The sequence below is a fragment of the Candidatus Neomarinimicrobiota bacterium genome, from assembly GCA_041154365.1.
GTDB lineage: Bacteria > Fidelibacterota > Fidelibacteria > Fidelibacterales > Fidelibacteraceae > Fidelibacter > Fidelibacter multiformis.
On sequence record AP035449.1, the window covers coordinates 2,309,556 to 2,325,052 of the forward strand.

General features: G+C 44.8%; 13 protein-coding genes. 3 read left to right on the forward strand and 10 right to left on the reverse strand.

From position 1 onward, the window contains the following. The first annotated feature begins 14 nt into the window (after positions 1-14). A complete protein-coding gene (locus strainIA91_RS09850; protein ID WP_400166609.1) occupies positions 15-332 on the forward strand; it encodes a hypothetical protein in 318 nt (105 codons plus the stop codon). Between the two features lie 320 nt (positions 333-652). On the opposite strand, the gene strainIA91_RS09855 is transcribed toward strainIA91_RS09850, so the two are convergent. The 3 genes from strainIA91_RS09855 to strainIA91_RS09865 all read right to left on the reverse strand — a co-directional run bounded on the left by strainIA91_RS09855 (position 653) and on the right by strainIA91_RS09865 (position 3,243). Further along, positions 653-847, reverse strand: coding sequence for a hypothetical protein (locus strainIA91_RS09855; RefSeq protein WP_400166610.1), 195 nt, complete (start codon positions 845-847; stop codon positions 653-655). A gap of 589 nt (positions 848-1,436) precedes the next feature. Next, positions 1,437-2,285 (reverse strand): hypothetical protein, encoded by an 849-nt coding sequence (locus strainIA91_RS09860; RefSeq protein WP_400166611.1) that lies wholly within the window; start codon positions 2,283-2,285, stop codon positions 1,437-1,439. A gap of 31 nt (positions 2,286-2,316) precedes the next feature. Then, complete coding sequence (locus strainIA91_RS09865) at positions 2,317-3,243, reverse strand: hypothetical protein (RefSeq protein ID WP_400166612.1); 927 nt, start codon at positions 3,241-3,243, stop codon at positions 2,317-2,319. Positions 3,244-3,639: 396 nt separating this feature from the next. Here strainIA91_RS09865 and strainIA91_RS09870 point away from each other — a divergent pair, with 396 nt between their 5' ends. Further along, positions 3,640-4,797: an iron-containing alcohol dehydrogenase gene (locus strainIA91_RS09870; protein ID WP_400166613.1), complete on the forward strand. Its 1,158-nt coding sequence runs from the start codon at positions 3,640-3,642 to the stop codon at positions 4,795-4,797. A gap of 70 nt (positions 4,798-4,867) precedes the next feature. Then, complete coding sequence (locus strainIA91_RS09875) at positions 4,868-7,054, forward strand: patatin-like phospholipase family protein (RefSeq protein WP_400166614.1); 2,187 nt, start codon at positions 4,868-4,870, stop codon at positions 7,052-7,054. A 91-nt stretch (positions 7,055-7,145) separates the two neighbouring features. Here the strand turns inward: strainIA91_RS09875 and strainIA91_RS09880 are convergent, their stop codons facing one another. The 7 genes from strainIA91_RS09880 to strainIA91_RS09910 form a co-directional block, all read right to left on the reverse strand. Next, a complete protein-coding gene (locus tag strainIA91_RS09880) occupies positions 7,146-7,883 on the reverse strand; it encodes a pseudouridine synthase (RefSeq protein WP_400166615.1) in 738 nt (245 codons plus the stop codon). Continuing rightward, a complete protein-coding gene (scpB, locus tag strainIA91_RS09885; protein ID WP_400166616.1) occupies positions 7,870-8,535 on the reverse strand; it encodes an SMC-Scp complex subunit ScpB in 666 nt (221 codons plus the stop codon). Before scpB ends, strainIA91_RS09880 begins: the two co-directional genes overlap by 14 nt. 5 nt (positions 8,536-8,540) lie before the next feature. Further along, complete coding sequence (locus strainIA91_RS09890) at positions 8,541-9,272, reverse strand: segregation and condensation protein A (RefSeq protein ID WP_400166617.1); 732 nt, start codon at positions 9,270-9,272, stop codon at positions 8,541-8,543. Positions 9,273-9,279: 7 nt separating this feature from the next. Further along, positions 9,280-10,290: a tryptophan--tRNA ligase gene (locus strainIA91_RS09895; RefSeq protein ID WP_400166618.1), complete on the reverse strand. Its 1,011-nt coding sequence runs from the start codon at positions 10,288-10,290 to the stop codon at positions 9,280-9,282. 143 nt (positions 10,291-10,433) lie between these two features. Beyond that, on the reverse strand, positions 10,434-12,380 hold the full coding sequence (locus tag strainIA91_RS09900) for a tetratricopeptide repeat protein (protein ID WP_400166619.1): 1,947 nt from the start codon (positions 12,378-12,380) through the stop codon (positions 10,434-10,436). A 162-nt stretch (positions 12,381-12,542) separates the two neighbouring features. Next, positions 12,543-14,609: a tetratricopeptide repeat protein gene (locus tag strainIA91_RS09905; protein WP_400166620.1), complete on the reverse strand. Its 2,067-nt coding sequence runs from the start codon at positions 14,607-14,609 to the stop codon at positions 12,543-12,545. 130 nt (positions 14,610-14,739) lie between these two features. After that, the gene (locus strainIA91_RS09910; RefSeq protein ID WP_400166621.1) at positions 14,740-15,495 is read right to left on the reverse strand and encodes a nitrilase-related carbon-nitrogen hydrolase; all 756 of its coding nucleotides are present in this window, start codon (positions 15,493-15,495) and stop codon (positions 14,740-14,742) included. Positions 15,496-15,497: the final 2 nt, after the last annotated feature.

Consider the following 15,497-nt stretch of genomic DNA (forward strand, 5'->3'; position numbering starts at 1 on the left):
TGAGAATGGGGGGATTGGTACGTCTCTGGCTCAACATTCAAACGCCTTCGGCGATCAAAAATTCAAGCGGCACTTTGTGCCGTTCAATTGCTTCGCAGTGTTCAAAAAAGAAGTCCAGTCACCTATTGAAATCTGCAAAGCCGGGATTGAAGATCGAACGCAGTGAGATCCTTGAACGCTGCGCAGCAGCGTTTAATAATTCAAGCGGCACTTCGTGCCGTTCAATAGCTTCGCTGCGCTCAGCATTCCAGCACTGCTTCGCAGTGTTCAAAAAAGAAGTCCAGTCACCTATTGAAATCTGCAAAGCCGGGATTGAAGATCGAACGAAGTGAGATCCTTGAACGCTGCGCAGCAGCGTTTGAAAGCCGCGAAGCGGCTATTGAACCCTTGAACCCTTGAGCCCATGAGCCCCTGAACCCATGAACCAACTATCAGAAGCGAAGCGACGCCAAACCAACTTCCAGCTTCAAACTTCTTGAAAATGATTGCCTGCCCCGTGAAATAGGACCAGGGAAGTGACGCGTGATGCGTGACGGGTAACAAGGGTTTTTGTGAGATAATTATTGTTTATAGTGATGAATATTAGTATGTGTTAGTTAATTGTGTAAAAGGGGATTTTTAACAATAGAACATCTCAATATCTCAACAACGTTTAAACGTTTACAGCAAACGTATCCACCCAGGTTTCACCATTCCAAAATTTGATTTTGGACATATCATCCATAAATGTATCACGATCCACGGCATCCCAGGCATTGGATCCCTGATCAGGGCGCAATTCATAATGAAAAATATCATTGACATTCATATTCTTAATGGTAAATGATGTGTCAAAAAAATACATCAAATTAGATCCATTATAATATACAACTGCGGATACATATAACTCATGATTGGGTAAGGCGTAGATTTCCTCAATAATCCCTCTTCCCTCATAATCAAGAACTTTCGATTCATTCGGAAATCGTACATAAAACCAGGGAGACGTAAATTCCCTGATGGATTTATTATTTATTGTATAATCCGGATCGTCAAAAGGGGCACATCCACTGAAATTCGGCCATTTGAATCCAAATAATACAGGACAGTTATAATGATTATTGGTCCCACCCAGCAATAATTCATCATATCCATCATTGTCAAGATCGATGATAAGCTTTGCGTAAATATATCCCGGATGATAAAAGGTGTCTACAACTTGGCCCTCATCATTAAAACGAATCAGTTTCGACGGATACCATGGATAATGATTAAAAATACTGACGATTTCATCCTGTCCATCTTTATTGAAATCGTGTAGGATAATATATTTTGTGATATAACTGTCCGAAAAAGAAGTTTTACCATACGTGTCTTCCGTATGATTGTTCCAGAAGCTGCTGGAATTTTTTTTCTACATGTACTATCGAATCCATCATGGAACAGTGGAAATGTACCTATTCTCCAAGATATAAACGGAGAATAAAATTCTTTTTCAGTGGAATATTGGTAAATCCAAAAAAGTGCTTTGTCTGTTTGATGGGATGATACATCGTGTCCTCTTCAAATCCGATGATCAGATCATGCCGAACGGAATAGGTCTCTCTGCACAAAAAATCCAGTTCATACTGACCGGCGATTTCCTGTACTTTGATATCCAGACGATTGTCAATGCCTTCTTTTAATAATAGATCTTTCCCACGGGGAACCGTTTGCAGGGCAGTCCGGACTTTTTCTGCATCCAGCGTGTAAATAATATCCGGGACATGGACTTGAATCACCAGATCCTGGGGATATTCAATTTGCACAGGACCCAGTTCAATCTGGCCTTGATTGTCTGTTAAATACGTTTTCCCAATGGTATCTACAGAAACAAGGACATACTCGTACAATACCGGATCATTGGCAATAATGTACATGGTATATTCCTGACTCTGTCGATGCTTGGCCAGGCGTATCATCAGGTTCTCTTCTTCCGACGTAAAAACAGCAACTATCTCAAGGTCACTCTTACTCTTCCGGGATTTGTTGTCTGCTGAAAGGATGGCATAATTTGATACTGTAGATGGTATGTGATGTGTTAAATCATACCCCGGTACGGTATCTGTACGGATGGATGAGGGAAATTGGGGCATGGCATGGGTCACTTCATGGTGAAACAAGGTATAAAATTCCTTCGTCGCTTCATACCGGCTCCTACAAAAGGGACATTCCTGAAGATGGGCCGTGATATGTTTATTCACAGGTTTGAGAAAAAGTTCATCCAAAACATACTGTTCAAGATTTTTTAAATCAGGGCACTCCATAATATTAGATATAGTCGCATTCCAGGTATTTTCAGATTTTTTTGTAGAGCTCCCTCATTTTCTCCCTGCCCAGGCGGATCAGATATTCCAGGCGGGATTTATGGTGGGGAAAGGTATTTTCACGGGGGATAATCGTGTTCCAGTACTCAGGCAGAGCCTCTGTATGGCCATCCTGAATTAAATCACTAAAATAGTGTTTGAGAATGATCTGATAATTGGTTTTCATGCTGTCATCTATTTTACCCCTTCGATAGTAGGTTTCCACAATGGCATCCTTCAGAATCATCATCAGGTGATTTATCAGGATATCGCGCCGTTCCTCCGGAGAATGCTCTTCTGCAACCAATACATGATCCGTGATTTCTGTCCGGAGATTCAGAGATAACACCTTTCGAAAGGCCTGATGAACCAGACTTTTTTCAACCATCATGGCATAGATCTCTTTTCGTTCGATTTCCACCAGGATTTCCTGTATATAGTGGGGAAAATCCTGATGAAACCTGATGTTTTTATACAGGATCTGTATCAGATCATCAAAATAAATCATCGGCCGTTTTTTCACGTAATCCGAGGGAAACATCCATCCCGGATGAAAAAGGTAAAGATACGTTTCATTGCCCCAGGATCTTTCATACAGACTTTTATTTCTTTCTGAAGCCAGTGAAATATTTCTGTACAATCGGAAACCTTCCATATCTACTTGTTTAAAATACCGTGCCAGTTCCTGATCAACACACGACAGAATCAATCCTTTTAAAGCAAGAAACAAATCTGCCTCGGATGTCTCCTGAAGATTTGGAAAACGTGATTTGAAAAAGGTCTGAAACTGGATAAAACACCGGGGTTGGTCCTGCTCAAACAGCGGCATAATGCAATCAGTGGCTAAATCCTCGAGATCCTTGCCTACATCACTTTCTATGTTAAAATAGAGTTTTCCACGGTTCTTTTTTACACGCAAATAACTAACGGCTATCGCATAGCAATACTGATAAAACTGTCGAATCTCACGGCCGTTTACACATCCTTGATACAGCTTTGAGATCAGTATGTGAAGCTCACCAGAAACCCAGGGCGTCATTCCTTACTCGCGTCTTACAAAGGTTTAGACCACTTTTTACTGATCATCAAAGGAAGTTTTCCGAAACAAACCTATATTAATTTTACATAAGATAGCAAGAATTTTTTTGGGGATATTCAATACACATCACCTTTGAAATACCTTGCAACTACCCTCTGCAGCGCAACATCTGTAAACGCAATCGGACAGTGCTGTATCCATTCTCCATTCTCCATTCTCCATTCTCAATTTCCAATTCTCAATTCTCCATTCTAAATTCACCCAAACGCCGGAGGTATGATGCGTTCTTTCACATTACATATTCCCACACGTTTTGTTTTCGGTTGGGGAAATCTGGACCGTATCGGACGGGAAACCAAACGGATTGCCCAAAAAGTCTTGATTGTCTGTTCGTCCGGAAGTGCCGTAAAGACAGGCACACTGAATCAGGTTATCAGGTCATTGTCCGAAGAGGGGATTGAAGTGGATGTGTTCGATCAGGTAACTCCCAACCCCCGGGTGAGCATGGTTAACCGGGCAGGTGAACTGGCCCGGGATTTGAAGGTTCAGGCAATTTTAGGACTCGGTGGCGGATCAGCCATGGACACCGCCAAAGGTGCCGCTATAGTCGCAGTAAACGGGGGTTCAATCTGGGACTATGTACACATTCACAAAACCGTCAATAACGCACTACCGGTGATCACAATTCCCACATTAAGTGCCACAGGTTCGGAAGGGAACGCGTACGGAGTCGTTACTCACGACGAAACACGGCAAAAAGCCGGTTTTGTTTGCTATGCCGCCCGTCCGAAAGTGGCACTCATCGATCCTGAACTAACCCTGAGCGTCCCTGAGGATTATTTAAAAGACGGTGCCGTGGATATCATATCCCACGCTCTGGAAGCCTATTTTACCACCCGTGATGAAGCCCCGCTGAATGACGGACTCTCCCTTTTGCTGGTCCGGACGACAGCCGAAGCAATACAACATATTTTGAGTGATCCGGCAGCACATTTACCCCGTGAGACTTTTGCCTGGACTGCCACATTGGCATTATCGGATCTGAATGACGCCGGCCGTGAGGGTCCCTATGCCATGCATGCTCTGGCCCATCCCCTGAGCGGACTCTATGATATATCCCACGGACGGGCTTTGGCCTTTATCATGCCCCGGTATCTGAAAATCTTTGAGGATGTTTGTCGGGATAAGATCCTGAAACTGGGGGAAACTTTTGGCTTCAAGGGAACCGATCCCCATAAAGCACTCAATACATTCACCGGCTTTCTGAAAAGGATAGACCGGGATTTGTCCTGGAAGGATTTAAACATCCAGAACCCGGATATAGACTTATTAACTGACCATGTATTTGCTTTAAACCAGAACCGGAAAGGTTTTGTCCAGGGACCTCATCCCATGACCCGTGATGATGTAAAAACTATCTATTCACTGTCCTGATGACACATTTAAAGGATTTAATTCCAGGGGGAAACCCTGTATATTTTCAGAGCATTTTTATAGGTGATTCATGCGTACACAAGGTTTCAGACTTCTTTTTCTTCTCTTGCTGTTTTGCGGGATACTGCAGGCCGGACAGGCAACATTAGGTCTTGTTCTGAGTGGAGGTGGTGCCAGGGGATTGGCCCATATCGGAGTTATCAAGGTCTTGGAGGAAGAAGGTATCCGGCCGGATATCATCACGGGAACCAGTATGGGCAGCATTGTAGGCGGACTCTATGCCATGGGATATGATGCAGACGCTTTGGAACGCATTGCCCGTGAAATGGATTGGGAACTTATGTTTTCAGACCGGATTTCACGAAAAAATATTGCCATTGAGGAAAAGGAGGATGCAGAAAAATTCATCGCATCTTTTCCATTGAAAGAGGGAAAAGTCACCTTGCCGTTGGGACTCATTGCCGGACACAATATTTCCAACAAACTTTCCAATCTTACATTACCGGTTCACCATATCGAGGATTTCAGTGAACTCCCTATTCCCTACCGTTGTGTTGCCACAGATATTGAAACCGGTGAAGCCGTTGTACTAAAAGATGGTTATCTTGCCGATGCCCTCCGGGCCAGTATGGCAGTCCCTTCAGTCTTTACCCCTGTAGAAATTGACGGCAGACTTTTAGTTGATGGCGGTGTTGTGCGAAATCTTCCTGTTTCTGATGCCCTGGAAATGGGTGCAGATATTACTATTGCCGTGGATGTGGCCACCCCTCTGTTTGACAGGTCCCAGCTCTCTTCAGCTCTGCTCATCATGGGACAAACAGCTCTTTTCCAAAGCAACGCCAGCAATCTTGTGGAACAAAAAAAGACAGATATCCTCATTGTACCGGAAATCGGGAACCTGACGGCTGCAAATTTTACCAATGATGCTGTAGATTCTCTGATTCAGGCCGGAGAAAAGGCAGCACTGCAAGCTTTGCCACAGATAAAAGCGTTGACAGATTCTTTGAATATCCGGCGTAAAGAGGGAATCCGTTTCATCCCAACTACCCAGATTGAGCGTCTCTACGTGAGGGATTTATCCCTGGTGGGGCTAAAAAATGTTTCTGAAGAAGTCATTCAAAGTAAACTGCGTATTTCTCCACCTCAGTGGATCACACCGGAGGAGTTAAAAAACGCCATTGACCGGGTATACGGCAGCCAGTTTTTTGAGCAGGTGAATTATAAGCTGGAACCCATGAGTGCCGGTGGTGTCCGTTTAATCGTCAGAGTTATTGAAAATTCATCAAATTTTTTGAAAGTGGGGGTCCACTACGATGACCACCTGAAATCTCTGCTCCTGCTAAATCTGACCTTTCGGAATATTCTCATCGACGGATCCAAATTTTCAACAGATCTGATGCTGGGAGGCAATCCGGCCCTGACCAGCAGTTTTTTTTATTACACCTCGTGGAAATATGCCCCCGGAGTGGGAATGAACATCCAACTTCAAAATTTTACAGCCTATCTCTATGAGAATCATAACCGGACACAGGAACTGGATCTCAGATATGGCTCTGCAGCCATAATGCTTCACTCCAGTCCGGCCGACAACATGTATATCCATCTGGGGCTCCAGAATGAGCTGACCCGCATTAAAACAATTATCGGATCATATCCTGAATCGACATTCAACATACCTTTTGCTTTTTTTCATTTGCATCATGATTCCTACGACGACCGTTTTTTTCCCGATGAAGGCGTATATGCCGATCTGCTCATCCGGCGGGTTACCGGTACAGTCTATTCAAGTAATTCGGATTTTCAATACGACCCTTATTCCACTTTCACAATGCGCGTTGACAAAGCCATTCTCCTGAATGAAAATGCCGTGATTGTCCGATCACTCAATTTCGGTTTTTCTGACACAAAAAATATCCCGGATTTGCATAAGTTTTATATGGGAGGATCGGGTGTTCAAAGCCTGAATTTTATCCCCCTTTTTGGATATCAGGTGATGGAATTGACAGGCACTCAGCTCTCTGCTTTCTCATTTTCCCTTCGGAACCGGCTATCCAAAAATAATTACTTTTTCACCACCCTGAACGGCGGAATGGTCTCAGAGGAAATATCCCAGTTGATCAAATTCGGCAAATACCATTACGGCATCGGATTATCCTATGGTTATAACAGTCCCATCGGTCCCATCATGCTCACCGCAGGAAAGAATTTCAATCGGTCAGATATCATCACACATATTAGTATAGGATATCCTTTTTAGAGTCGTAGAGACAGGACACGCCCTGTCTCTGAATTGGAGTTACAAGGTATTAAATCGCACCAACAAAGCGTGCCCTGTCTCTGAATTGGAGTTACAAGGTGTGAGCCGGTGTCATAGAACCTGCATTAACAAGAGCTTTTAAGTGCTCAATTTCCTGGTGGGTCAGTTTTTTCCATTTACCTTCGGCAAGGTCATCCACCCGGATTCCGGCGAATTCAAAACGGTGCAGCCGGATAACCCGGGTTCCGAAATAGCGAAAAATGCGTTTGATTTCGCGTTTTTTACCTTCCCTGAGTACCACAAGATAATGGGTTTTTTTACTGTTTTGAGGATGGGCTTCCCCCTTTACCCGGTCACCGTTTTCAAGAATAATGCCTTTGGACAGTTCTGTTTCAGGATCCCCGTTATTGGGAGGCCATTTCAGCCATACGTCATATTTCTTTTCTACTTCATGTCTTGGATGGGTCAGCTTGTGGAGCAAATCTCCGTCATCCGTCATAAGAAGCACACCTGTTGTATCCACATCCAGGCGCCCTACCGGGCGAACATCCAGGATCCGGGGCACCAGATCCATCACGGTACGGCTGTAGTGGGGGTCTTTCCGGCTGGTGATATATCCGGCCGGTTTGTGAAGTTTGATATATGTATACACCTTTTTCAATTCCACCCGTTCACCATCCACCGTTACACAATCATGTTCAGGATCAATATCGGTCCCCGGTTCTTTAATGATCGATTTGTTCACAGTCACCCGTCCCTGAAAAACCAGGTCATCACACATCCGCCGGGATCCGGTACCGCTGTGGGCTAAAAACTTATTCAGTCTCATGGTTCATCCTTTGTGATGTATCCGGATCAGATTCTTCACGGTCATCATGATCTTTTTCTTCCGGGATATTGATCATTTCATCAGGGACATCCTCCCGGTAGGCATAATCTTCTGAATGAGCCTGGAGGATCTCCTTCAATTCTTTCAACCGGGGCAGATCCGATGTGGAATTGAGTCCGAAATACCGGAGAAATTCCTGTGTTACCCCATACAATAAGGGCCGTCCCGGAGCATCACTCCGGCCCTGAACCGCGATCAGATCCCTTTCCAGCAAGGTGCTGATAACCCCTTCAGAATTGACTCCCCGGATGGCATCAATATCCGGACGGCTTACAGGCTGTTTATAGGCAATGATGGCCAGGGTTTCCAATGCAGCATAGGACAGACGAATCCTTCCGGAGCGGTTCAGAAAGCGGCGAATATATCCTTCATAGTCTTTTTTCGTCACCAATTGATATCCCCCGGCAACACCTTTGATCAGAAAACTGTGTCCGTGTTCTTCATAGAGCGTATTCAGATAGTCCACAGCCTTATCCAAATCAATCTGGTGACCGTCATCCAGGCATTCATTCAGTCTGGACTGTGTCACCGGTGTTTCAGAGGCAATCAGCAGTGCTTCCACAATACGGGCATTTAATTCTGTCATATCCATACTTGTCAAGACTCCACTTTTTCAAGGGTAAAATCATCAAAAACACCTTCCTGATACACCCGAATCTGTTGGGTACGGATCATTTCCAGGATAGCCAGAAAGGTTACGATTAACACAATCCGTTTCTGAATTCCTCCGGCCAATTCGGAAAAACGGATTTTGGATTTTTTAATAAAATGGCTGTAGATATATGCTGTCTGCTCTTTGATACTCACTTCCAGTTTGTTGACCTGGTGTTCCGCGGGTCCTTCAGGCAAACGGTCCAGCACTTTTTTAAAGGCAGCCAGGATATCGAAAAGAGTCACCTTTTGCAGCACTTCCTCTGCATCGACAGATGTATCAATTTGGCTCAGGTCCGGCCTTCGCGGAAAATGGCCGATAGATTTTCCCTCAAGCTGGCGTAATTCTTCACCCAATTCTTTAAATTGCTGATATTCAACGAGTTTCCGGACAAGTTCAGAACGGGGATCTTCCACATTCTCATCTTCCGGGTTGGAAAAACGGGGTAAAAGCATCCGTGCCTTGATTTGCATCAGGGTGCTGGCCATGGCAATAAATTCACCGGCAACCCGTAAATTCAGTGTCTGCATTAAGTCCAGATATTCCAGGTATTCCCGGGTGATCCTGGCAATGGGAATATCATAAATATTGATTTCATCCCGCTTGATGAAATAGAGCAGGAGATCCATGGGACCTTCGAAAACATCCAGCTCGATATTGTAATTTTCCAGGGACATTCAGGACTCACAAATAAAAAGTGTTTACGCCGATGGCTTTCCGTACCCGGGCTACAGTGCGGGAGGCAACCTGCCGGGCTTTTTCCGATCCCTCTTTCAGGATCCGGTCTATCTCATCTTTGTTTTCCATAATGGAGAAATACTTTTCCCGCATGGGTTTCAGGCAGGCATCCATTACTTCAAAGAGTTCCTGCTTAGCTTCACCCCAGCCCATCCCACCGGCCCGGTAACGCGCTGCCAGTTTTTCCTGCTGTTCCGGTGTGGCAAAAAGCTTGTACAAGGCAAAGACACTGCATGAATCGGGATCTTTCGGTTCTTCAATCCCCTGGGAATTGGTCACAATTTTCATCACAGTTTTCCGGAGCTTTTTCTGAGGTAAAAAGAGGGATATGGTATTATTATAACTCTTGCTCATTTTCCGGCCATCCATCCCCACAACGGTCTGGGTAGATTCACTGATCATGGCTTCGGGAACCACCAGGAGCTCTTTTCCGTAAGTGTGGTTCACACTTTGGGCAATATCCGCCGTCATTTCTACATGCTGTTTCTGATCTTTCCCAACAGGAACCACGTTGGTATCAAAAAGCAAAATATCTGCCGCCATAAGGACCGGATAGGTATATAATCCCATATTAATACCGTCATCAGGATCTTTCCCGGCTGCCTCATTTTCCTGGACGGATGCTTTGTACGCATGAGCCCGGTTCATAAGTCCCTTGGGGGTAAAAGCCATAAGTATGGTGGTTAAATCAAATGTTTCAGGTACATCCGACTGACGATAAAAAAGGACCTTATCCGGATTGAGTCCGGCCGCAAGCCAGGCTGCAGCCACTTCATAGACCATCTCTTTTAAATGGACCGGATCCTTTATGGAATTCAAGGCGTGATAATCGGCAATAAAATAGCGGGCTTCGTATGCCTTCGCCAGTTCCAATGCCGGCCGGATAGCACCAAAATAATTACCTATATGAGGAATACCCGTGGGTTTAATACCTGTCAGTGAGACTTTTTGTTGCATTCATGCACTCCTTTGGTTTCTGGCGAAATATAAAGAATAATTCTGAGTTCTGAATTCTGAATTTCGATTTGATTTTGAATGAAATGAATCGCTGGTTGTTTTCAGGATCTGAAATTTGAAATCTGAAATTTTAAATATAAAATCTATCCTTCCGTTTCAGGTTTTGGGAATTCTATGACAAAGCATGTTTCTTCATTGGAATGAACATGTAATGAGCCGTTCAGTTGCTGGATAAGCATGGACACAAGCTGAAGACCAAAGCCGCTGGTATTTTCCGGAGAAAAGTTATCTGGAAGCGGAACCCCATTGTTACACAGTTTCAAAACGAAATGTGTATCCCTCTGAAACAAATGAAACCGGATAATCCCACTTCGATCTTCGGGAAATGCATATTTCATGGCATTGGTAATCAGTTCGGTTACAACGATCCCCAAACCAGAGAGAATTTTTACACTGAGCATAAAATCTTCGATTTCCGTTTTCACCGTTACCTGTTTGCTATTCGGAAAAACCTGTATAATATCATGGATCAGGGATGAAAAATACTCTTGTGTCGAATGGGTATGGACATTTTCCGATCTGTACAGACGTTCATAGAGCAGACTCATGCTTTGCACCCGGTTGCCTGCGTCTTTCAACGCCTGCCTGGCCCCGGGGTCAGGCAATGTACGGGCTTGTAGGGTTAATAAACTGCGAACCGTATTCAAATTGTTTTTTATCCGGTGGTGAACCTCTTTCAGGAGGATTTCTTTTTCTTCAAGGAGTGAGGCGATGCGGGCTTCTGCCGTCTTCCGCTCCTGAATTTCCTGTACCATGTTCTGGTTCAGCCGCTTCAGGTCACTTCTCTGCCGGTATAAAACGCCCAGAGCAATCAGCACCAGGAGTGTACCGGTCATGAAGGAGTATCGTATCACCCGTTCCCGTCGGATCCGAAGCACCTGAATTTCATTGTCCTTACGTAATAGTTCGTTTTCACGCTCCTTTTTTTCCAGGTTGTATTGAATCTGCAATTCGGTAAAACGGGAACTCTTTTCTTCATTAAAGATGGAATCATCGATGGCTGAAGCCATTTTAAAGTAGTTTAAAGCTTTTTCATGATTCTCTTTTTGAACCTCCATATCTGCCATGAGATAATAAATATCCCTCAGAAACTGATCGTACTCATAAGCTTTTGCCGTCTCTAATACCTCACCTGCATAGATACGGGCTGAATCCGTTTCATCTGTGGCAAAAAAGGTTTTAGCCATGGAGAGCCGGGCATGGGTTCCCCGGTAAATATTACTTTCCTGAAGAGCATCGGATAAGGCTCTGCGATAATAATAGAGTGCATCTTCAAAGTGTCCCTGATGAAAATAGAGGTCTCCCATCCCCCTTAAAACCAAAGATGTCGCCCCTCCTATTTTCCCTCCATTCCGGTACTCATCATAGGCCGTCCGAAAATACTCCAGAGCCTGATCGGTCCTTTTCTGTGCTTCAAAACAGCGACCCATGTTATAATAGGAATAGGCCATGGCTTCCCGGTCATCCAGGTTTTCAGCGATTTTCACCGCCTGATGGTGGTATTGGATGGCCTGATCAAATAGCTGCCATTCCTGATAAACCATCCCGATATTGTTTAACACGATGGATTCACCCCGCCGATCATCCATCATTTTACGGATTGCCAGGGATTGCTGATAATATTCCAGGGCTTTATCGTAATTGTTCAGCCCCCAGTAGATGGCCCCCAGATTATTGGTCACACGGGCAATGCCCGATTGTATATTCCGGGTATTATAAATCGTCAGTGCTTCCGTATAGTAAGAAATGGCAGTTGTATATTGACCCATAAGCCAGTGATTGTATCCCATACTGTTCAACGCCCGGGCCTGACCCAGGGGAAAATCCGCCTGCATAAAGTGGTTCAGTGCTTTCTGTGTGAGTTCAATAGATAATTCAGGATCTGTCTCATCTGTTAAAACACCCAGACGGATATAGTATTCACCCAGGAGTGAGTCGTTGCGGGTTATGCGGATCAACTGTCTCAGACTATCTGCCTCGGAAATATCACCGGAAAGAAAAACCGGTAAAGTCAAAAGGAAAAAAAACACCCATATCCGAATATATATGGCCCCCATTTCCTGTGCAACCCCCCATATATTGCGTACGGTATGCCTCATTTCAGTCACTTTTCCTTATAAAAACAGCGGTGAAAGCTATAAAAGATAACTGAAAAAAACCTCATTTAAAAAAATCTCCTTTCAACAGGATAATTAGGTAAACATGGGAAAAGTGATCATAAAGCAGGTTTCCCGGTCTTTTCCGGTGTGGATTTTTCCGTCCAGTTGTTGTACCAGCATATTTACCAGCCGCAGTCCGAATCCCCGGGAGTCTTCGATGGAAAAATCCTCCGGAAGGGCCTGTCCGTTATTCCGGATTTCATACTTTACTTTCCCGTCCATCCGGCGGAACCGTAGCTGCAAATGGCCCTTTTCAACTTCTTCAAAACCATATTTCATGGCATTGGTCACCAATTCTGTCGTAATGATACCCAGGGGGGATAAAATATCCACCGGCAGGGTGACATCCTCAATCTCTGTTTCAATCTGCACCTTCTCGCAATTGGGAAATACCGCAACAATCTCTTCCACAAGATGGGGGATATATTCACGGGCTGACAACGCCCGGATATTCTCGGACCGATAAATCTTGTCGTACAAAAGTCCCATACTCTGAATCCGGGAACCGGCATCTTTCAGCACTTCTGCCGCTTTGGCATCCTCTATCGTTTTGGCCTGCAGCGACAAAAGGCTTTTCATCGTATTCATATTATTCTTTATCCGGTGGTGAACTTCTTTCAACAGCAGTTCTTTATCCTGTAAAAGCATGGCGATCCGTTTCTCTGCACGACGGCGCTCTTCATTCTCCTTCTCCAGCTGCCGGATCAGATCCTCTTTCTCTTCATTCATCTTCAGGATCTCAGCGTTCTGACGCTCTAAAGCAGTGTTCGTCCGTTGCAGCATACGGCTCTGATAATAGATTAGAAAAAGGATGATGAGCACAAACACCGACCCGGCAATCAGGGAGATACGGATAATACGGTCCCGGCGGATCTGAAGACTCTGTATCTCATTCTTCTGGCGTAGCAGTTCATTCTCCTGATTCTGTTTTTCCATATTGTAGCGGATCTGAAGTTCGGTGAATTTTGCAATCTTTTCCTTGTTGAAGATGGAATCATTTACCGATGCGGCAATCTTAAAGTAATCCAGGGCCTTATCCAGATTTCCGGATTCTTCTTCCAGGCGGGATAGCACATAGTAATTATCTCGGGTTACGTCCTCATAACCCATCTCACGGGAGGTGTTCAAACTGGCATTGATATAGTACCGCGCTGAATCAAAGCGGGCGGCTTCTGCAAAGGTCTTTCCCATAGAATGCTGGGCGTAGGCCATCCGGAATAAGTTCTTCACTTTCCGCCCATCTTCCAGAGCCTGCCGGTAATAGGTAATTGCCTTGTCCAAATCCCCCCTTTTATGATAAATATCCCCCATACTGCGAAGGGCCAGAGAGGTGGCACCGCCTTCACCTACATCCTCCAGGTAATCCTGATAGGAATTCTTATACGAATCGAGGGCTTTATCATATGCTCCAAGTGCCTCATAACACAGTCCCAGATTGTGGTAGGAATAAGCCCGGGCAAACAAATAATCTGTTTCCTCCGCCAGAGCCAGAGCTTTCCGGTGATACGCCATGGCTTCATCATATAACTGCCATTCCTGGTATATCAGACCGATATTGTTATTGGTAAGGGCCATGCTCCTTTGATGTCCCAGTTCAGTACGAATGGCCAGGGATTCCTGATACAATTCAAGGGCTCTGTTATAATCACTCAGTCCCCAGTAAACCGCCCCCAGATTATTGGCCGTCCGGGCAATCCAATAGGGCAAATCCAATTCCCGGAAAATGTTCAGGGCTTCAGTATAATAGTCTACCGATTCTTTGAAAAAACCAAGCAGCCAATTGTAATACCCGATCATATTGAGGGATTTGCCACGACCGTAATCATTTTGGATGTCTGTGAAAATTCCCAGGGCTTCCTCAGCATATTCAATGGATTTATGAGGATCTATCTGGTCATAGGCCGATCCAATTTCCAGTATAATTTCCGCCCGGCTGGAATCATCCTCCGTGTGTTCCAATACCTGATGAAGGCTGTCTATTTGGTTATTTTGAGCCAATAATAAGCGGTTTCCGGGGAATAAAAACATCCAGACCAAAACAATGAGACTAAGAAAAAAGGGGATGCCATATCGTCGGAATATTTTTGGGGAATGTTGCATTGGACCTTTTGTTGTGGACGTTTATCATCATTAAGGTACGAAATAAGTGCATAAATATTCCAGTTATAAATATCCAAATCTTCCGGATGTGATATATCGGCATTAAAAATTTTTAGTCAAGTAACTATTATCAATCTGACAGAAAAGGATACAATTTGCGGACGATAAAACACTTTTCCGGGTCAATGTCCACAAGTTTTACCCCTTCCTGGTCATCCATGTGTTCGATCACGTTGCCCAAGGGGTCCACAACCATGGAATCGCCACTGTACCGAAGGCCTGAACTGTCTTTCCCAATCCGGTTCACACCAATGATCCAGCACTGATTTTCAATCGCCCTTGCTTTTAAAAGACACATCCAGTGCTCTCTCCGTTCTTCCGGCCAATTGGCAAGAACGATTATCAGGGTCACATGTGGTGCCACCTGCCTGAATTCCAGGGGAAAGCGGAGATCATAGCAGACAAACAGGGAAGCGGGATATCCCAGAAGGTGAAAAAGGACCGGTTCAGATCCCGGGATGACATATTTCTCTTCATGTCCGAAGGTAAAGAGGTGAATTTTACGATATTCGGATACACATTTACCGTCGGGTGTATAAACCCGGCCTGTGTTGTACATTTTCCCGCCATCTGTTTCATCTCCACATCCTGCCACGAGAGAGATACCGTGCTTTACTGCCAGTTCAGCCAGGCACTTTCGTGTTTCAGGTCCCCATACCGGCGCAGCAGCAACCGCCCTGTCCGGCGGAAATCCTGTAGAAAAAAGTTCAGGTAACACGACTACCTCCGCACCGTCTTCTGCCGCAGTTGAACACAGATCTTCCGCCCGGTTGAGATTTTCCCGGATGTTATCCCCAATGGATATTTGCACAAGGGCAATTTTCATGG